Source organism: Sphingomonas sp. CFBP 13714 (assembly GCF_014842205.1).
GTDB lineage: Bacteria > Pseudomonadota > Alphaproteobacteria > Sphingomonadales > Sphingomonadaceae > Sphingomonas > Sphingomonas aerolata.
In genome coordinates, this window is the sequence record NZ_JACYVG010000001.1 from 727,619 (window position 1) to 745,432 (window position 17,814).

Annotated in this window: 19 protein-coding genes; 8 read left to right on the plus strand and 11 right to left on the minus strand. The window is 68.3% G+C overall.

All coding sequences use genetic code 11. From position 1 onward, the window contains the following. Window positions 1–12: 12 nt before the first annotated feature. Genes IFT54_RS03570 through IFT54_RS03590 form a run of 5 tightly spaced genes read right to left on the minus strand, consistent with a single transcriptional unit; the run spans window position 13 to window position 4,705 of the window. Window positions 13–510: a metallophosphoesterase family protein gene (locus IFT54_RS03570; protein WP_192069574.1), complete on the minus strand. Its 498-nt coding sequence runs from the start codon at window positions 508–510 to the stop codon at window positions 13–15. Next, window positions 507–1,019, minus strand: a complete 513-nt coding sequence (locus IFT54_RS03575) for a peptide-methionine (S)-S-oxide reductase (RefSeq protein WP_192069575.1) — start codon at window positions 1,017–1,019, stop codon at window positions 507–509. The genes IFT54_RS03570 and IFT54_RS03575 overlap by 4 nt, the downstream gene beginning before the upstream one ends. Beyond that, window positions 1,016–1,819: an SDR family NAD(P)-dependent oxidoreductase gene (locus IFT54_RS03580; protein WP_037531123.1), complete on the minus strand. Its 804-nt coding sequence runs from the start codon at window positions 1,817–1,819 to the stop codon at window positions 1,016–1,018. Before IFT54_RS03580 ends, IFT54_RS03575 begins: the two co-directional genes overlap by 4 nt. Before the next feature lie 10 nt (window positions 1,820–1,829). Then, on the minus strand, window positions 1,830–3,368 hold the full coding sequence (locus tag IFT54_RS20865; protein ID WP_192069576.1) for a GMC oxidoreductase: 1,539 nt from the start codon (window positions 3,366–3,368) through the stop codon (window positions 1,830–1,832). Next, window positions 3,365–4,705, minus strand: a complete 1,341-nt coding sequence (locus tag IFT54_RS03590; RefSeq protein ID WP_244648499.1) for an alpha/beta hydrolase — start codon at window positions 4,703–4,705, stop codon at window positions 3,365–3,367. The genes IFT54_RS20865 and IFT54_RS03590 overlap by 4 nt, the downstream gene beginning before the upstream one ends. Before the next feature lie 190 nt (window positions 4,706–4,895). Between IFT54_RS03590 and IFT54_RS03595 the strand changes: the two genes are divergently transcribed. Then, the gene (locus tag IFT54_RS03595; RefSeq protein WP_192069578.1) at window positions 4,896–5,660 is read left to right on the plus strand and encodes a hypothetical protein; all 765 of its coding nucleotides are present in this window, start codon (window positions 4,896–4,898) and stop codon (window positions 5,658–5,660) included. A 37-nt stretch (window positions 5,661–5,697) separates the two neighbouring features. After that, window positions 5,698–6,711: an alpha/beta fold hydrolase gene (locus IFT54_RS03600; protein WP_192069579.1), complete on the plus strand. Its 1,014-nt coding sequence runs from the start codon at window positions 5,698–5,700 to the stop codon at window positions 6,709–6,711. A gap of 9 nt (window positions 6,712–6,720) precedes the next feature. On the opposite strand, the gene IFT54_RS03605 is transcribed toward IFT54_RS03600, so the two are convergent. Further along, a complete protein-coding gene (locus IFT54_RS03605; protein WP_192069580.1) occupies window positions 6,721–7,680 on the minus strand; it encodes an alpha/beta hydrolase in 960 nt (319 codons plus the stop codon). A 429-nt stretch (window positions 7,681–8,109) separates the two neighbouring features. Between IFT54_RS03605 and IFT54_RS03610 the strand changes: the two genes are divergently transcribed. Together IFT54_RS03610 and IFT54_RS03615 are read left to right on the plus strand one after the other, a co-directional pair. Further along, window positions 8,110–8,322, plus strand: a complete 213-nt coding sequence (locus tag IFT54_RS03610) for a hypothetical protein (RefSeq protein ID WP_192069581.1) — start codon at window positions 8,110–8,112, stop codon at window positions 8,320–8,322. A 200-nt stretch (window positions 8,323–8,522) separates the two neighbouring features. Beyond that, the gene (locus IFT54_RS03615; RefSeq protein WP_192069582.1) at window positions 8,523–8,690 is read left to right on the plus strand and encodes a hypothetical protein; all 168 of its coding nucleotides are present in this window, start codon (window positions 8,523–8,525) and stop codon (window positions 8,688–8,690) included. Between the two features lie 17 nt (window positions 8,691–8,707). On the opposite strand, the gene IFT54_RS20870 is transcribed toward IFT54_RS03615, so the two are convergent. The 5 genes from IFT54_RS20870 to IFT54_RS03640 form a co-directional block, all read right to left on the minus strand. After that, window positions 8,708–9,877, minus strand: coding sequence for an AMP-binding enzyme (locus IFT54_RS20870; protein ID WP_192069583.1), 1,170 nt, complete (start codon window positions 9,875–9,877; stop codon window positions 8,708–8,710). Further along, window positions 9,874–11,163 (minus strand): sensor domain-containing diguanylate cyclase, encoded by a 1,290-nt coding sequence (locus IFT54_RS03625; protein WP_192069584.1) that lies wholly within the window; start codon window positions 11,161–11,163, stop codon window positions 9,874–9,876. The genes IFT54_RS20870 and IFT54_RS03625 overlap by 4 nt, the downstream gene beginning before the upstream one ends. A 9-nt stretch (window positions 11,164–11,172) precedes the next feature. After that, window positions 11,173–11,541 (minus strand): phosphonate transporter, encoded by a 369-nt coding sequence (locus IFT54_RS03630; RefSeq protein ID WP_183937015.1) that lies wholly within the window; start codon window positions 11,539–11,541, stop codon window positions 11,173–11,175. 68 nt (window positions 11,542–11,609) lie between these two features. Continuing rightward, a complete protein-coding gene (locus IFT54_RS03635; protein ID WP_192069585.1) occupies window positions 11,610–12,212 on the minus strand; it encodes a response regulator transcription factor in 603 nt (200 codons plus the stop codon). Continuing rightward, window positions 12,202–13,656: an ATP-binding protein gene (locus tag IFT54_RS03640; RefSeq protein ID WP_192069586.1), complete on the minus strand. Its 1,455-nt coding sequence runs from the start codon at window positions 13,654–13,656 to the stop codon at window positions 12,202–12,204. Before IFT54_RS03640 ends, IFT54_RS03635 begins: the two co-directional genes overlap by 11 nt. 311 nt (window positions 13,657–13,967) lie before the next feature. Here IFT54_RS03640 and IFT54_RS03645 point away from each other — a divergent pair, with 311 nt between their 5' ends. The 4 genes from IFT54_RS03645 (at window position 13,968) to IFT54_RS03660 (ending at window position 17,707) form a co-directional block, all read left to right on the plus strand. Then, window positions 13,968–14,594 carry a LuxR C-terminal-related transcriptional regulator gene (locus IFT54_RS03645; protein ID WP_192069587.1) on the plus strand — a complete coding sequence of 209 codons (627 nt, stop codon included), beginning with the start codon at window positions 13,968–13,970 and terminating at the stop codon, window positions 14,592–14,594. Window positions 14,595–14,751: 157 nt separating this feature from the next. Continuing rightward, window positions 14,752–15,948 (plus strand): multicopper oxidase domain-containing protein, encoded by a 1,197-nt coding sequence (locus tag IFT54_RS03650; RefSeq protein WP_192069588.1) that lies wholly within the window; start codon window positions 14,752–14,754, stop codon window positions 15,946–15,948. A 26-nt stretch (window positions 15,949–15,974) separates the two neighbouring features. Next, window positions 15,975–17,036, plus strand: a complete 1,062-nt coding sequence (locus tag IFT54_RS03655) for a multicopper oxidase domain-containing protein (RefSeq protein ID WP_192069589.1) — start codon at window positions 15,975–15,977, stop codon at window positions 17,034–17,036. Continuing rightward, window positions 17,033–17,707, plus strand: a complete 675-nt coding sequence (locus IFT54_RS03660) for an SCO family protein (RefSeq protein WP_192069590.1) — start codon at window positions 17,033–17,035, stop codon at window positions 17,705–17,707. Before IFT54_RS03655 ends, IFT54_RS03660 begins: the two co-directional genes overlap by 4 nt. Window positions 17,708–17,814 lie beyond the last annotated feature (107 nt).

Below are 17,814 nucleotides of genomic sequence, written 5' to 3' on the forward strand. Positions count from 1 at the left end.
TTCCCCTCGCACCTATCGCCGGGGCGCGAGCAGGCTGTCGAGCCGGACCGGCGCATAGTCGTGACCCTCGACATCGACGCCGACGTCGAACTGGCGGAGCATCGGCTTCAGCCGGCCATGGCTGTGCCCGTGGAGGTTGAGCGCGCCGCGGTGCTGGCCGTTCCAGCTGCGGAACGGGTAGTGACACAGGACGAGCCGCCGGTCGTCGAGCAGGATCTCCGCATAGTCGGCGACGCTGGCCCAGCCCGGCGCCGCCAGCGTCGCATCGGGATCGTTGTTGCCGCGCAGCAGGTGCTTGGTCCCGTTCAGCCGCGCGAGCAGCCCGGCCACGTCCGTGGGGCGACGCGCGACGTCGCCAAGGTGCCACACCACGTCCTGCGGCCCGACGACCGCGTTCCACCGGTCGACAAGCGCTGTGTCCATCGCGGCGGTGTCGGCGAACGGCCGGCGCGCGATGTTGATTGTGCGGTGGTCGCCGAAATGCGTGTCGGCGGTGAAGAAGACGCTCACGCGCGTGGCTCCGCGGGCAGAGCGACGGCGGCGAAATGGGTGCGGATATAGTCGAGCTTGGGATCGATATAACGGCGGCAGAAGGGCCGGTCAGGATCGGTCCGGTAGTAATCCTGGTAGCGCGCGTCCGAGGGCCGGAACCCCAGACACGGCAGGACCAGGGTGCGGGCCGGCGCCGCCGTCTCGGCCGCGAACCGGGCGATCGCGGCTTCGGCGTCGGGGCGCTGGTCGTCTTCGAACACATAGATGGCGCTGCGGTAACGGCCGGCGGGGGAATAGCCGGATTTCGCCGAATGCGTGCGCAGATGCACCTCGGCCAGCGTCGCCAGGCTGATGACGGTGGGATCGAACGTCACGATGACGCCCTCCGCCCAGGCGTCCGACGGGGCCTCGGACTGGAGGAAGCCCTGCTCGACCGTCTGCACGCCGCGGAGCGCCTGAAAGACGCCCTCGGTGCACCAGTGGCACCCGCCGCCGAACCCGATCCGGTGCACGCGCTGTTTCGTCATCCGGCGATCGTGAACACCGAGCCGGAATCGACGCGGATGCCCGCGCCGTTGATGAAGCTCGCGCGCTCCGAGCAGAGGAAGGCGACGGCGGCGGCGACCTCCTCGGCCTTGCCACGGCGCTTGAGCACCATGCCCGGGCGTTCCTCCTCGAGGAAGCTGTCGATCGCCGCGTCGAAGCTCTCGCCGCGTTCCTCGGCGCGCTTGCGCATCATCTTGTCGGTCATCGGCGTCGCGATGAACGCGGGCGAGACGGTGTTCACGAGGACATTGTCGCCGCCATAGGCCTTGGACAGCCCTTTCGCGAGCGCGAGGATCCCCGCCTTCGACGCGCAATAGGCGAGTTCGTCGACATAGGGCTGCACCGCATCCTCCGACGCGAACAGCACGATCCGGCCCCAGCCGCCCTTGCGCATCGCCGGAATCGCCTCGCGACACATGCGCACCGCGCCCATGAGGTTGATGTCGAGCGTCTGCTCCCAGCCCGCATCGTCGACGTCGAGAAAGTCGCCGGTCGCGCCCGTCACGCCCGCGGCGTTGACATAGATGTCGGGATCACCGAGCCGCTCGCGCACCTCGGCCCAGATCGCGCGGACATCATCGAGGCTGGTGACGTCGCCGGTCACCGCGACCACCTCGCCGAGCGGCGACAGTTCGGCGAGCGCCGCGTCGAGCGTGCCGCCCGGCTGATCGGTGATCGCGACGCGCACGCCGGCCTCGAGCAGCAGTCGCGCGGTTTCCTTGCCCATGCCGGAATCCGCGCCGCTGATCAGCGCAATGCGCCCCTTGATACCCAGATCCATGTGAAACTCCTCAATCGTCGGATGCGAGAAAACGGTCGGCGGTGCGCAGCGACAGCGCCATGATCGTCAGCGCGGGATTGGCCGCCAGCGCGCTCGGGAAGATGGAATTGTCGCAGATCCGCAGGTTCGCAATGTCGAAGCTGCGGCCGTCGGAATCAACCACCGCGGTGTCGCCGTCATGCCCCATGCGGCAGGTGCCGATGGTATGCGCCGAGCGATCGACCGCAAAGATGTCCTGCGCGCCTGCCGCCGCCCAGATGTCGGTGAGCGTGCGCCGCGCGTGGCGATCGATCGCCTGTTCGTTGGAGTGATAGCTGAAGTCGATCCGCGCCTTGCGGTGGCCAAAGGCGTCGACCTCGTCGGCGAGCGTCAGCCGGTTGTCGGCATGCGGCAGGCATTCGCCGTTGATCCCGATCCCGGCCATCCGGTTATAGCCGCGCAGGAGCGTCTGCAGCCGTTCGCCCCACAGGCCCGCGCCGCGGGCGAGCCCGGTGGCGAGGTTGACGGGGAGCACGCCGAGGCTCTGGATCAGATAGCCGCCCGCGCAGCCGGCATCGCCGGGTCGCATCATGTCCTCGCTGATCAGCGACGAGGGATAGCCGCGGTTCATCCGCATCTCGGCGTCGAACCGGCCCCAGATCTGGGTTGCGACATGCGCCATGAAGTTGCGCCCGACCTGACCGCTCGAATTGGCGATGCCGAGGTTGAGCAGCAGCCGCGGCGTCTCGACCCCGCCCGCGCACAGGAAGACCGCGGCGCAAAGCTGGCGATGCTCCTGCCCGTTCTGGCTGTACACCACCGCGCTGATCCGGCCGCGGCCGTCATAGTCGAACGCGATCACGCGCGCGCCGGCGCGGATCTCGGCCCCATGCGCCACTGCGAGGGGCAGATAGGTCGTGTCCATGCTCGTCTTGGCGGCGTTGCGGCAGCCCTGGTGACAGGCACCGCAATTGACGCAGGCCTGGCGCTGTCCCCAGTGCGGCTGGTCGCGATCGCGCGAGACCAGCGCGGCGGGGGCGTCGGTCGCGGTGATGCCGAGCGCCGCGCAGCCGCGCGCCATGGCGTCGGCGGCGGCGTTGCGCGCGACCGGGGGATAGGCGTAACGGCGGGTGGCGTCCCACGGATAGTCGGCAGGGCCCGAGACGCCGGTAAACGCCTCGACCTCCACGATGTACCGGGTCAGCTCGTCAGGATCGATCGGCCAGTCGGCGCCTTCGCCGGTCAGCGTCCTGAGCCGCAGGTCGCGGGGATCGGGACGCGGGCAGAAGGCGCCCCAGTGCAGCGTCGAGCCGCCGACGCCCATGCCTGAATTGTTCGACCCGAACGCGGTCGGCGTCGATCCGCCGCTCAGCCGTTCCTCCATCCAGTAGATGTCGGCCGCGACCTCGTCGGCGACATGCTCGTCGGGGCGGAAGGCGCGGCCCGCCTCGAGCGCGACGACCGACAGGCCCGCCTGTGCGAGCCGGGCGGTGAGCGGCGCACCGCCCGCGCCGGTGCCGATCACGACCGCATCGACGACGTCGTTCGCTCCATACTGCCTCGTCGTCACGCCCCGCGCTCCTGCGACGGGCGCTGCCACGCTTCGGGATCGTCAGCGCCGGTGCGGGTATAGCCCTGCTTGCGGGGACCATCGCCGCCGACCGCAAAGCCGTCATAGCCGATCGCCGCCATCGTCGCGGGCTGCGCCATCCAGATGCGGACCGTCTCGGCGCGGACATCCTCGAACCAGAGGCGCATCTGCACGGGCGACAGGCGGGTCGCGTCCTCCTCGATGCCGACCGTGCCGCCGGCGATGCGATCGAGCCAGCCGTCCTGGTCCGGATTGGCCAGCGCGACGAAACCGCCGGTTGCCGTATCGAGCGTCGCGAGCCCGCGCGACCACGCGGCGCGGTCGTCCGGCAGTTCGGCGAAGCGCCAGCCGTCGCCGACACCCTGCGCGACCGAGTCGAGGATGCGACCCGCCAGCGCACGGTCGGCGCCGCAATCGGGGAGGATCCGGGCCACCAGCGCCGCGACGGTTGCATGGTCGGCGTCGTCCCATAACGCGGTACCGACGGGCATCGGGTAGATCCGGTCGAGCATCGCGGCGCGCGTTCCGCTGCTGACGCGATCGGAGTCGAGCAGCCGGGCGAAATCTTCGGGCAGCGCAGCCGTCGTCGCCAGTGCCGCATGCTCGCGGATCAGCGCGGCGAGCGCGCGGGGCTGTTCATAGGGGATGAGGTGCGCGGCACCCTGGACGATGCGCATCCGGGCATTGGCATAATGCGGCAGGTTGAGCCGGCGCTGCGCATCCTCGCCGAGATCGCCGTCTTCGGTCCCGGCAATGATCAGCGCGGGAAGCGAGAGCTGTCCGACCGCGACGGCCCAGTCCTCGCGGCTGCCGCGTTCGAGCCAGCCGAGCCAGGCCGCGCGGTTCGATCGCCGCACGTCGTCGATCGCCTGATCGCGAAGCGCCTCCGGGAGCGTCTCGGCGCTGTTGGCATCGACGAAGGTTTCCGCATTTTCGCGCGAGGCCTGGCCATCGGCGAACCAACCGATCATCTCCGCCCGGCGCGTTTCGTCCATCGGTTCGGGCGAGGGGGGCGAGGCGGCGACGAGCACGACACCGAGGATGTTCGCAAGACCCGGCTCGCCCGCGGCGGCGCGCGCGGCGACGAGCGTGGCGATCTTGCCCCCCATGCTGTGCCCGACGAGCACGCAGGCGGTGAGATCGCGGGCGCGGATCTCCTGCGCCAGCCAGTCGGTCATCGTCCCGACATCGGCATGCCCCGTATCGGCCGCGTCGCCGAACCCCGGCAGATCGAGCGCGACGCAATCATGGTCGGACAGGTGATCGGCGACCTGCTGCCATTCGCGCGCGCTGGCGCCAAGAGCGTGTAAAAACAACAAGGTGGGTGGGGTCATGGGGCCTCGCGAAACTGACCCCTACCGGACGATGCAGGCGCGGAACCGTTCCATCGCACCGGCCGTCGTGATTGACATAGATCAATTTGACGTCGATCTGCGATCACTTTGGGTGCGTCTGTCGCACCGCGCGGGTCTGGACCGGGCGCGCAAAGACCGGCATCCTCGCGCGATGGACGACAATAGCGGTCAGCGCGCCCCGATGATCGACCGTGCCCGCAGCGTCGCGGCAGGGTTCGCCGATGTCGGGCTCACCCAGGCCGAAGAGCTGCTCCGGCGGCTGTCTCCCGAGGGCCGCGAGCAGGCGCGGCGCGAGCGCGAGGCGAGGGCGCGTCGGCAGAAGCGGCTGATGGTCCGGCTGGTCCTCGCGGCGATTGTTTCGCTGCTCGGCGGCGCGGCGTTCGCCGCGGTCCTGCCGGCGATGCTGGCGCTTGCCGTCGCAGCGGCGCTGATGCTGCTGCTGGTGATCATGATCGTCGCGCAGGCCGATCCGCGCGCACCGGGACGCGAGGCGCTGGTGGAGGCCGGGCTGGCCGGGCTCGCCGAGCAGGCGGGGATCTGGCTCGCCGCACAACGCCGCGGGATGCCGCTGCCCGCGCTGCGGCTCGCCGATGCCCTGGGCAGCCGGTTCGAGGCGCTGGCGCCGCGCCTCGCCCGGCTCGATCCGCGTAGCCCGGCCGCGGCGTCGATCCGCAAGCTGGTCGCGGTCGAGCTGCCCGCGCTGGTCGACAGCTGGCGGATGGTCGGCATTTCAGCGCGGCGCGAAATGCAGGCGGATGGCCGGACGCCCGACGATCACCTGATCAACGGACTGCGGCTGATCGATGCCGAGCTCGCGCGCGCCGGCGAATGCCTCGGGCGGACCAGCCTCGACGAGATCGCGATCCAGGGGCGGTATCTCGAACTCAAATATGACGCGGACGGCCCGGGCCTGTAGGACGGGACACCTCGCCGCGGCCGGTCGTTAGAGGCGGATGATCCGTTTCAAAATCCCCGCCGCGATCGCCGCCATCGCTGCGTTCACCGCCTCCGCCACGCCGGGCCTTGCCCAGACCGTGCCGCTTGGCGCCAATCTCGAGCGCTTTGCCTATCCCGCGTCGCTGCGCTGGTATGACGGATCGTCGCAGGGGCAGGCGGTGCGGATGGCGTATCTCGACCTCGCACCGACCGCGCGCGCGAACGGCACGACGGTCGTGCTGCTGCACGGCAAGAATTTCTGCGCCGCGACCTGGGACGAGACCGCGCGCGGGCTTGCGGGTGCAGGCTACCGGGTGATCGCGCCCGATCAGGTCGGCTTCTGCAAATCGTCCAAGCCCAAGGGCTATCAGTACAGCTTCAATGCGATGGCCGAACTGACCCGCGGGCTGCTCGACCGGGCCGGGGCGGGCAAGGTAATTCTGGTCGGCCATTCGACCGGCGGGATCCTCGCGACCCGGTTCGCGCTGCTCCATCCCGAACGCGTGGCGCGGCTCGTGCTCGTCAATCCGCTCGGGCTGAACGACACGCTGGCGCAGGGCGTGCCCTATACCGATCTCGGCGCGCTGCGGACCGAGGAGGCGAAGACCGATGCCGCGTCGATCAAGGCGTATCAGCTGCGCAACTATTATCACGGGGAATGGCGCCCGGCCTATGATCGCTGGGTGGCGATGCTGGCGGGGCAATATGCCGGTCCTGACGGCGATGTCGTGCGCGATGCGCAGGCGCGGCTGTCGGACATGATCCAGACCCAGCCGGTCGCGGCCGAGCTGCCGCGGCTGGCGATGCCCGTGCGGCTGATCATTGGCGACCGTGATCTGACCGCGTTCCGGGCGAACCGCGCGGCACCCGACCGGCGGGCGCAGGTGCAGACCGTGCCGCAGGCGGCGGTGACCGCCGCACGACGCATCCCCGACGCGCGGCTGATCCGCCTCGAGGGGCTGGGTCATGCGCCGCAGGTCGAGGCGCCGGCGCGGTTCCTGCAGACGCTGGAGGCGGCGATCGCGTCGTGAGGGGCGCGGTTACTGCGCGGGCTTGATCCAGCCGTGCATTGCCATCCAGCGCGCGAATTCGTCGAACCAGCCGGTGCTCGTGGTGGTCTTGGGATACATGCCGAAGCCGTGCCCGCCCTGTTCGTACAGGTGAAACTCGACCGGGCGTTTGGCGGTGCGCCAGCTGTCGATCAGCCCGTAGCCGGCATTGCCGAACAGCGGATCGTCCGCCGCCAGCGCGACGAACATCGGCGGGGCGTCGGCGGGCACCGTCATCGCGGCGAGCGGGCCGTAGATGTTGCCGATGAATGCGGGCTTCGCGTCCTGACCTGCCAGTGTCGTCGCCATCGTCAGCATCGCGCCCGCCGAAAAGCCGATCATGCCGATGCGGGCCGGATCGACATGCCATTCGCCCGCCCGCTTGCGGACGAGCGCGAACGCCGCGCGCGCATCGGCGATCTGCGGCGCGAGGCCCGCCATCATCGCCGCGGGATCCCGGCGTGGCGGCATTGCGCCCGGGGGGGCACCCGCGGGGGTGGGACGTGCGAAGGTTTCGAGATCCGCCGGCGTCTGGTTCAGCCGGTATTTGAGCACGAACGCGGCGACGCCCCGCGCGGCGAGCGCGCGCGCCACGTCCCAGCCCTCATTTTCCATCGACAGCGTGCGGAACCCGCCGCCCGGCGCGACGATCACCGCGGTGCCGTTGGCCTTGGCGGGATCGGGCAGGACGGGGGTCAGCGTCGCGACCGTGACGTTGCGCGCGAACACGCTGCCATATTGACTGTGCCAGGCTTCGGGAGCGGTCGCTCCGGGGAGTTTCCCGGTGCCGAGATCGATCGCGCCGGGCTGCGCGGGAATGGCGATCGACGCCATGGTGTCGGAGGACTGCGCCAGCGCGGGCGGGGCGACTGCGATCGTCAGGCCGACCAGCCATGCAAGACGACGTCCTGTCCCTCGAACGACTTCGTTGCCGCGACATCCGATGCGCATATCCGCTCTCCCCTTTTCGACTGTTTTCGGGATGATATCGATAGCGCTATCACTGCACAATGGTGGCCGGATGCTTTTTCCTTGAGATAGGCGGCTGTGGGGAAGGTTAAAGGCGGGTGCGATAAATGGCCGCTGCAATGTTCACAGACTTTGCTGCAGTGCGGCAATGTCGGAGGGCATACAGGCTCAGACGTTTGGCGAACATCCTTGCGAGCGATGGCGGGCGTTGCTGGTTCATCTACCGCGTCCGGCCGTCGGGTGAGTCTCGCTGGTCCGGCTGTACTTGCGTAGAGCGTCGGCCGCGATCGTCGATTCTGTAGAGACAGTGCGGACCGTGCGGCTCGCGGCGTGGCGAACCATGTCCCCGCGCGGCGCGGGGCGCTGTGTCGGTTTGGGACAAGCCATTGCCCCTTTTGTAAGGATCTGAGCATGGATCGGACAACGCGACGACAGCAGTGGGGCCGCAGGATGCCGGATTTCGCAAGAGACTGTTTGAAAGCCAGAAATGACGGCCGTATCGCCGCGAGCGATCCGGTCGCCCATCTCGCGCTTTGCCCCTATGACGAGATTCTCGATCCAGTGCTGCGCGCGATGTGGCAGGACGGGTTTGTTGTCACGCGTCTATATGGGTCAGAATCTTAACTCAGATTACACGGCCGTGACGGCGACCGTGACGGCGAAAATCCGCGATGCCGATGCCGGAATAGTATCCGCAGCCGTGCGACGGCGCCCGGACATGCGCGACCTCTCTGGCCAGTTAAGCAGCGTTTTAAGCAGGTTGCGGCCGGAGGCAGGCCATTTATCGTCACGGGACATCGTGAAGAGGAATGAACGGCAGACCCATGCCAGACCAAGACCCGACCCCCGACTATGAGCGGCTGACGATCGACGCGCTGGCCGCGGCTGCGGCTGCGAAGACCGACGAACAGCGTCACCTGCTGCTCGATCAGGCCGCGATCTTTGCTGCACTCGGCGAGAAGACCCGCGGCTATGCGCTGACTGGGCGCTAGACGCTGTCGGGGCCGCATCAGCCCCAGTCTTCGAGCTTGCCCAAGGCCGTGCGCGGCACCGCCGTGCCGAAGCGATAGGCTTTCGGACGTTCGGGATCGGTGAGCCGGTTCGCCGCGAATTGCTCGATCCGCGCGGACAGCCGGGCGGGGTCCTGACCGGGGTGCGGCACGACGAACGCCTTCAACCGGCCATTGCCGTGCAGCCGCACCGCGACGTCCGCGACACCCTCCACCGTCCGCAGCACGCCGGCGACGCGCCCTGGCCAGACATTGTGCCCGGCGACCTGGACCGCCCCGTCGCGCCGGCCGACCGGGCGAATGACGCGCTCGCCGAGACGCGCGACATGGTCGGGTAGGTCGTGGTGCCGGCCGTCGCAGTCGACGAGCCGCCAGTCATCCGGGTCGGCGGCGGTGAGCTGCCAGCGGGGCAGCAGATCATAATCGAGCGCGGGCAGCGTGCGCATCGCGATACCGCCGGTTTCGGAGGCGCCGTAGATATCGGCCAACCCGGCAAGCCCCGCCGCGAGCAGCATGGCGGCGATGGCGTCGTCGAGCGGCCCGGCGGAACTGATGCCGATGACATCCCCCGGCCAGTGGCGCATCATCCGCGACAGCGCGCGCCACTGGTCGGGCACCGCGACGACGAGATCGCCCGCCTCGAGCGACAGCGGTGCGCCGATCGTCCGCACGACGACGGGAACGCCCAGCGCGTCGGGCAGCAGCGCGGTCCAGACCAGCCCGTAGAGATGATCGGCGGGGACCAAGGCGACGACCCGGCGCCGATCGGCGAACCGTGTCGCGAAGACTGCCGCCTCGTCGAGCAGGTCGGGGACGGCGTGGATGCACAGGCGCGGGCTGCCGGTCGAGCCGGACGTCCGCACCGCGATCCGGCCGGGGCCCGGAGCGTGCGCACGCAGGATCCAGTCGGTCCAGGCGCCGACCGTCTGCGGCGGACCCTCGCCAAGCGTATCGTCGTCGAGGTCGAACGCCTCGGCCAGCGCGCCCAGCGCGCCGAGCTGCTCCATCGAATCGAGCCCGAGGCCCTCGTCGCCGATCGGCATGGCTTCGGGCCAGTCGCCCCGTGTCGCAGCCGGCGGGGCCGGATCGCGCAGCCGCGCCATCTCGGTCGCGACAACCGCGCAGGCGATGCGGTGCACCGCGGCGCGCGACAGTCCGGGCCGGGTCACGCGGTCGCGGTCTCGCGCGAGCGGACCCGGTTCCGTCCGGCATGCTTGGCGGCGTAGAGGCGATCATCCGCGAGCGCGAGCAGCGCATCGATCGAACCGTCGGTTTCGTTGAGCGTGGCGCAGCCCAGGCTGGCGGTGACGTTCAAGCCACCGCGCGGCGTGTCGACCGCGATTCCGGCGATCGCCGCGCGCATCGCCTCGGCGAGCGCCGCCGCCTGATCCTCGTCATATCGCGGCAGCAGGACGCCGAACTCCTCGCCCCCGAGCCGCGCGAATATTCCGCAGGGCGGGAGCAGCGCGGTACAGACATCGGTAACGCGGCGGAGCAGCGTGTCGCCGACCGGGTGGCCGTGCGTGTCGTTGACCGCCTTGAAATGATCCAGGTCGAGAACGATCAGCGACAGCGAGTGCCGCAGCTCGCGCCAGTGCCGCTGTTCGCGTTTCAGCACCTCGCCGAAATGCCGTCGGTTGGCGGCGCCGGTCAGGTGATCATGGTTCAACAGGCGGCGCATGTCCGCCGCCGCCTCGCCACGCCGCGGCACGTCGCGCAGGATGACGGAAAAGCCGGAGGCGCGGGGCTCGCCCCGTTCGGATCGCGCGACGACGAGCCGCTGGCACCAGTAGCGCTCGCCATCCGCGCGCTGCTGCCATCCTTCCTGAAGATGCCAGCCTTCGCGCGCGGCGATCAGCAACTGCTCGTCGAGGCGAAGATCGCCGCCGCTCGCCTCGCTCCCGCCGATCTCGGAGAGGTGGCGTCCGATGACATCGGCGGCGGCGTGCCCGGTCTGGCGGGCGAAGCAGGCGTCGGCGGACTGGATCTCGCCGCTTGGGGTGATCGTCAGCGCAGCATAATGGCTGACGCTGTCGAGCAGGGTCGCAAACCAGGTATCCGCCTGACGCAGCCGCGCCTCCTGGGCGACCTGTTCGCTGATATCGGACAGCGTCGCCATCAGCCGATCGGGGCCGAGCTTGACCAGGGTGCACGCCAGCACCTTGGGTGTGGTGGTGCGCCGTCGCGCGGCGAGATCGACGAAGATCCGGTGGCCGTCGCAGATCCGCCCCGTCGCCGGCGCATAGGCCGCGACGATGCTGTGCAATTCGGGCGCATGATGTTCGAGCGCGGCGAACAGGTTACCGGGATCGCGCGGCCCGGCGAGCGGCAGGAGATGCTGCATCGCGTGCGGGTTCATCATCGCGATCGCGCCGCTGCTGTCGCACTCGATCAGGCCGACGGGGCAGGCGTACAGAAACTCGAGAAGCTCTTCCTCGCTCGACCTATCGCTCATCGAAGCGGCTTAGCGTTCGATGAGGATATAGCGGCGCGCAATGCCGGGTGTCGCGAGCAGACGCAGCCGGACCCTGGTCGGGCGCATCCGCAGCGTGAGGACATAGGGGACGATGTCGTCGATCTCGGGCTCGTCCTCGAACCGCTGCGCGACCATGAAATTGTTCATGCACTGCGCCACCGCATCGAAGAACGGCACGCCCATCACGGTCGCCGGATCCAGGCCCGACATCCGCGCCTCGGTCGCGTTATAGACCTGGACGAGCGTGTCGGCTTCGAACCCGACCACCCCGAACGGCAGGGTGTCGCGGTCCTCGACGCGCATCGTGTCGAGCTCGGGCAGCGCGACATTATCAAAACTGTATTGTTCCAGTACCATAGCCACGGTCTCCCTGCGACGACGCTATGGGGCGGCGGGGTTAAGCATAGCCTAAGATCACCTGTTTCTTACAACGGCACGCATGTGACGCGCGCCTCGACCGCGAACCGGACGAGCTGCGCCAGGCTGGTCGCGCCCGTCTTGCGCATGAGATGCTCGCGGTAGGTTTCGACCGTGCGCGGGCTGATATCCAGCCGCGTCGCGATCTGTTTCGCGGTCAGTCCCTCGACGATCTGGCGCAGGACCTGGCGTTCGCGGTGCGAGAGCGAGGCGAGGCGCTGCTCGAGCAGGGTCGATTGCAGGATCCGGTCGCGGACCGCCGCCACCGCGCCGAGCAGCCGCTGCGCCTCGAACGGCTTTTCGAGCAGGTCGGCGGCGCCCGATTTCATCGCCGCTACCGCCATCGGGATATCCGCGTGACCGGTGACGAGGATCACCGGGTCCGACCGGTCGAGCGATGGGAGGGTCTGCAACAGCTCGAGACCGCTGAGGCCGCCCAGCGCGACGTCGCTGAGAATGATCCCGGGCGGAAGCCGCGGGAGGTCGTGGAAGAACGCCTCGACGCTGGGGAAGGATCGGGTCTCGAAATCCTCCAGCGCGAGGAGCATTTCGAGCGAGCGGCACATCTGGGGCTCGTCATCGATGATGTAGATCGGCCGATCACGCGGCATGGGCGACCATTTCTCCACTGGACCCAATACCAGGACGCTGCGGCAGCGAGACGCGGAAGGTCGCGCCGCCGCCGCTGTTCGTCGCGGCGGTGATCGTCCCCTCATGCGCGTCGACGATCGCGCGGCAGATGGCGAGCCCGACACCGAGACCGTGGGGCTTGCTGGTCCGGAATGGGGCGAAGATCGCCTGTTCCTGGCCGGGTGCGATGCCGGGGCCGGTGTCCGAGACGGTGATCGTGCACTGCCCGTCCGGCCCCGAGACGGCGCGCAGATCAATCACGCGGACCGCCGTGTCGGACACCGCATCGGCCGCATTGGCGATCAGGTTGAGCAGGACCTGCTGGATCTGGATCGCATCGATCCACAATTCGCCGAGATCGGGCGCGATACTGACCTTCAGCTCCGCTCCGGCCTGACGGACCGCGAGCATGCCGAGCGTCGCCCCCTCCGCGATGATGTCGCGCGCATCGACCCATTGCGCCTGCAGCGGGCCGCGCTCGACGAACCGGCGCAGCCTTTTGAGCACGGCGGCCGCCCGGAAGATTTCCTGGACCGCGCCGTCGAGCGCCGCGCCGACCTCGACGGTGTCGCGGCCGCGCGCCAGCGCCGCCTGCGCAACGGTGGCGAAGTTCGCGGCGGTCGCCAGCGGCTGGTTCAGTTCATGCGCGATCGCCGATCCAAGCTGGCCGAGCGCGGTGGCGCGTGCGAGCTGGTGGAGCTCCGCCTGCAGCAGCGCGAGCCGTTCGGCGGCGGCGACCTGTTCGGTCTCGTCACGGAGATGGAGCGTGCGCAGCCCGGTCGCGGCGAACGGCAGCGGGCCGCTCGACAGCGACAGCGCGAGACGCGTGCCATCGGCGCGGCACAGCTCGTGCGCGGTCGCGGTCTCGCCGGACAGGTCGGGCAGGCCGGGAAGCAGGTCCGCGAGCCGCAGGCGTCCGCCATCGGGGTCGGTGATCCCGAGGATGCCGCGCGCGCTCCGGTTGATCGCGAGGATGTCGCCCGCCGCGTCGACGATGAGCATCGCTGCGGGGGTGGTGTTGAAGATCGAGTGGAGACAGAGTTCGCGCTGGTGCGACCGGCGGTGCGCGAGGCCGGCGCGCTGGCGCAGCAGCGTCATGCGACCGCCGAACAGCGCAAGGACGATCGCAAAACCGGTCACGACCAGCGTGTTCAGCGGCGTCACGAGCGGATGGTGCGCGCTGAACACCAGTGCGGTGGGAATCGTCGTCGCGGCGCCTACGCATGCGGTTAGCGCACCCCCGAGGACGGCGCCGATTGCGATCGCCGCCAGCGCGAAGGTGAAGGGCAGGTCGATCCCGAACAGGTTTCGGCCGACCGCCGTGGCAACCAGCGCGGCGCTGCCGAAACCCACGCCCTGCAGCAGGTTCCAGCGCCAGTCGGACGCGGTCTCCTGCTGGTCGACGATGGCCCATAGCCGCTGCACGATCGCTCCAAATTCGAATCCGCCGGAAAGAACCAAAATGCTACGCTTTCCGCACAGGGGTTTCCAGACACCTGCCGGGGTCTTCGCGCAGTGCAACCGTCTCAAATTGAAGCAAAGCCGGTGTGGTGGTCATGGTGTGCCAAGCCTGAACAGACTGTCTGGGGTCCGTATCCGTACGGACTTGCCTAAGACCCGGCGTGGTCGCAGCCTCGGTCAATGATCTAGGCAGCTTTGGTAAGATTATCGCGTAATATTACAAAAACATCCAATGGAGGGGCGTCATGAATGAGCAGATCATTCACAATGATGAATTGGATAGATCCAACGCTATTGTCGCAAGCAATGCCGAAATATTTCGCTACGCCATATCGAGCATTCTCAGCCAGCAGCATCTAGCCGATACGGTTCTGACGACATCGAACTGGAGCAGCGTCCAGGCGCATCTCCTGAGGGCGCACTGCACCAAGCTCGCCGTCATCAATACCGATGTTCTGAACGGCCAGGGTCACGGGATGATGCGCCGGCTGCGCCTGTCTTACCCGCACCTTCGGATCATCGTCGTCGGGCAGACGCGCGAGCGGATGAAGATCCTGTCGCTGATCAGCGCGGGCGCGCACGCCTATATCCTCGAATCCATGCCGATGGACGAGATCGCCAAGGCGGTGCGGATGGTCGCCGCGGGCCATATCTATCTGCCCGACATGGTCGGCGACCTGTCGGCGCCCGAACCGGACTCGGTGCGGGCCGAGGGCGCGCTCACCCGGCGGCAGCAACAGGTGCTGCAACTGCTCGTCGGGGGCGCGTCGAATAAGGAGATCGCGCATGCGCTCAACCTCGCCGAGGGGACGATCAAGGTGCATCTGTCGGGGTTGTTCAAGGCGCTCGGGGTGCACAACCGGACCGGTGCGGTGGCGTCGGTGCATGCGCAGGCCTATTGACCCGGCCTACAGCCATGCCGCGCGGCGACCCGCCCGGGCCCTGCATCGTCCATGGTCTTAGACCGAGCGGCCTACTTGATCCTGCAGCAGCGTCTGGCACCTAAATACCGGGAAATCGGGCAGATATTGCGCTGCGCGAACGTCATGGGGATAGTCGATGGAGCGCCGGGACTTTCTGAAGATTGGGGCCGGCGCAACGACGGTGGCGCTCGCCGCGACGGCGCAGCAGATGATCACGCCGACCGACACGCCGCTCAGCAGCCCGGCGCCGACGCCGATGTCGCTATCGGCGGCGTCCGATCTTGCGCAGTCGCTCCGGCTGGTCATCGAGCCGGTCGAGAAGGAGATGATCGACGGCAAGATCGTCTACATGGTGTTCTATTTTCACGAAAGCGGCCAGCCGCAGCCGGTGTTGCGGTACCGCGAGGGCGAACCCGTCTCGATCAGCATCACGAACAACGACCTCGTCCCGCACGGTTTTGCGATCACCGGCATCCCGCAGGCGACGGTCTCTGAAATTCCCCCCGGCCAGACGCGGCAGGTGCCGGATTTCGTCGCGCCGGTCGGCGGCTCCTATCTCTATCACGACCCGTATGAGCCGCCGCTCAACCGCATCCTCGGGCTGCACGGCGCCTTCATCGTCGACCCTGCGCTGGGCACGACGGTTGCGGGCTCGGCCACGCCGTTCAGTCGCGCGATGCACACGCCGCAGATCGCCGCGGTGTTCGATGCGTTCGGGCGGCATCCGCGCTTTCCCGGCGAGCGGTGGAAGGCGGGGGATCCCGCACGCGACAAGCTGTGGCTGTTCTCGCAGACCGATTCGGCGATCAACGCGCGCGTGGCGGCGGGGTACCGGATATCGGGCCAGGCGCTGATCGATGCGTTCCTGCCCGATTATTTCCACATCAACGGCCTGAGCGGGTTCGATACCGCGGTCCACGACACCACGGCCAGCGTCGACAGGGCGGCCGCGCAGGCGATCGAGCCGGTCGGGAAGCAGGGTCAGCCGACGCTGTTGCGGGTGATGAATGCCGGGCTGTGCACGCATTCGGCGCACATCCACGGCAATCACCTGTTCGAATGTACCGAGGCGGATGCGAGCGGCGTCCCCTATTGCGAGACCAACGTCTATGAACGCGACGTGTGGGTCATGCAGCCGATGGACCGCAAAGACATGATCCTGCCGTTCGAGCGGCCGCCCGACGTACCGGTCTGGCCACCGAGGGAGGAGCCGTTCCCGCTGAAATACGTGATGCACTGCCACACCGAGATGTCGCAGACCGCGGGCGGGGGCAATTATCCGCAGGGACTGGTCACGCACTGGACGATGACCAGCCCGATCTACGCCTTCTGATCCGGTCGAGACGATGGGGAATGACCATGGGCGATGAGAGTATCAGTCCGTCGGGGATCGACTGGACCAAGACCGCGGCACAGGGCGTCACCAATTTCCAGACGTTCGGCTGCAACGTCTTCAAGGCGAGCCTGCCGACGCCCGACCGGCTGACGCCCGACATCAGCTTCGTCCGGCAGGTGACGACCAGCGGCACACTGGTTGCGCCCGACGGGGTACGGCTGCGCTACTGGGCGTTCGAGGATCCGGCGAGCGGCATCAAATCGCCCTATCCCTCGCCGCTGATGCGCGTGCGGCAGGGGCAGATCGTGCATGTCACTTTGCTCACCGCCAAGCATGCGCACACGATCCACCATCACGGCATCGAGCCGACGACGATGCATGACGGCGTCGGCCATGTGTCGTTCGAGGTGGCGAACCAGTTCACCTATCAGTGGAAAGCGTCGAGCCCGGGCACCTTCTTCTATCACTGCCACCGCAACACGCCGCTGCATTTCGAGATGGGGATGTTCGGCGGGCTGATCGTCGATCCGCCGGAGGGGCCCGGCTATCTCTATTCGTCGCCGATGGCGAATGCGCCGTACCAGCGCTATCAGGTCGAGCGGCTCTGGGTGTGCGACGACATGGATGCGCGCTGGCACAATGTGCTGAGCAACAACCATGATGCGGGCATGTGCGGCGAGAATGTCGGGCTGAACCGGTTCGAGCCCAAATATTTCCTGATCAACGGTGTGTTCCCGACCAAGACGATGACCGATCAGAAAGTCGCGGCCAAGGCGCGGGTCGGCGACACGATCCTGATCCGGCTGCTCAACGCGAGCTACTCGATCCTTCGGGTGACGTTCCAGGTGCCGGTGACCTGCGTGTCGTGCGACGGGCACCGGCTGGGCAAGGAAAACTGGAATGCGCCGATCGTCTTTCCCGCGGGCACGCCGATCGAGCTGACCAGCGCCGCTCGGCTCGATTTCCTGATCACCGCGACTCAGCGCGGCGCGATCAACGCAACGATCGAATATCTCCACTGGATCACCCGCCGCGTCCAGGACAATGGCCGCGGCGTGGCCAAGACGCAGATTGTCGTATCATGACCACACCCCCGACCCGATCCGCCCCCCCGTCCGCCCCCCCGTCCGCCCCCCCGTCCGCACGTCCCGGCCATGCGACGCATGCGGCAATGCCCACGCAGCTGGGCGGAGCGTTCGACTTTTCCGATGTCGCAGGCCGCCCGATCGGGCCTTCGGACTTTCGCGATCGCTGGACGCTGCTGTTCTTCGGGTACAGCCGCTGCCGCGCGAGCTGCCCGATGGCCATTCCGCGGATGGTGCAGACGGCGGAACGGCTGCGCCAGTCGGGGATCGCGGCGCGTGCGCTGTTCGTCGACATCGACGTGCCGCCGCTCGGCGTGGTGCGATTCCGCCGGCCGGGCGCGGCGGCGGCGATGGCGCTGCAGGCGGCCCCGCATCACGGCCACGGCGAGCTCGATCGCATCGCTGCGATGCGCGCGCTGGCGAAGAAGTTCGACGGGCGGCTGGTGGTCGCGACGGGGACGCGCGCGCAGCTGTCCGCCGCGACCCAGGCGTTCAACGTCGCGCGCGAGCATATCCCGCCAAGGCCCGGCGAGATGGGGCACAGCATCAACCATTCCTCGCTCATCTATGTCCTCGCGCCCGACACGCGTGTCGCGGGCTATGCGATGCACGACCAGCCGTCGGTCGCGCTCGAGGACATGATCCGTCATCTGGCACGCCGCCGGGGCTGACCCGGCGGCTCTTGTGTCCAGTATCGTCTCGACCGGCTGACTCGCTCGCCGGATCGGGACCCCGCCGCCGGAACGAGCCCCCCCTCACTGGCGGCGGGGTAGCGCCG

Bases quoted from the DNA above. Each gene is read 5' to 3' on its own strand.
- IFT54_RS03575 (WP_192069575.1), bottom strand. From the start codon at position 1,019: ATGACGAAACAGCGCGTGCACCGGATCGGGTTCGGCGGCGGGTGCCAC.
- IFT54_RS03580 (WP_037531123.1), bottom strand. From the start codon at position 1,819: ATGGATCTGGGTATCAAGGGGCGCATTGCGCTGATCAGCGGCGCGGAT.
- IFT54_RS03595 (WP_192069578.1), top strand. From the start codon at position 4,896: ATGGACGACAATAGCGGTCAGCGCGCCCCGATGATCGACCGTGCCCGC.
- IFT54_RS03600 (WP_192069579.1), top strand. From the start codon at position 5,698: ATGATCCGTTTCAAAATCCCCGCCGCGATCGCCGCCATCGCTGCGTTC.
- IFT54_RS03605 (WP_192069580.1), bottom strand. From the start codon at position 7,680: ATGCGCATCGGATGTCGCGGCAACGAAGTCGTTCGAGGGACAGGACGT.
- IFT54_RS03610 (WP_192069581.1), top strand. From the start codon at position 8,110: ATGGATCGGACAACGCGACGACAGCAGTGGGGCCGCAGGATGCCGGAT.
- IFT54_RS03615 (WP_192069582.1), top strand. From the start codon at position 8,523: ATGCCAGACCAAGACCCGACCCCCGACTATGAGCGGCTGACGATCGAC.
- IFT54_RS03625 (WP_192069584.1), bottom strand. From the start codon at position 11,163: ATGAGCGATAGGTCGAGCGAGGAAGAGCTTCTCGAGTTTCTGTACGCC.
- IFT54_RS03630 (WP_183937015.1), bottom strand. From the start codon at position 11,541: ATGGTACTGGAACAATACAGTTTTGATAATGTCGCGCTGCCCGAGCTC.
- IFT54_RS03635 (WP_192069585.1), bottom strand. From the start codon at position 12,212: ATGCCGCGTGATCGGCCGATCTACATCATCGATGACGAGCCCCAGATG.
- IFT54_RS03650 (WP_192069588.1), top strand. From the start codon at position 14,752: ATGGAGCGCCGGGACTTTCTGAAGATTGGGGCCGGCGCAACGACGGTG.
- IFT54_RS03655 (WP_192069589.1), top strand. From the start codon at position 15,975: ATGGGCGATGAGAGTATCAGTCCGTCGGGGATCGACTGGACCAAGACC.
- IFT54_RS03660 (WP_192069590.1), top strand. From the start codon at position 17,033: ATGACCACACCCCCGACCCGATCCGCCCCCCCGTCCGCCCCCCCGTCC.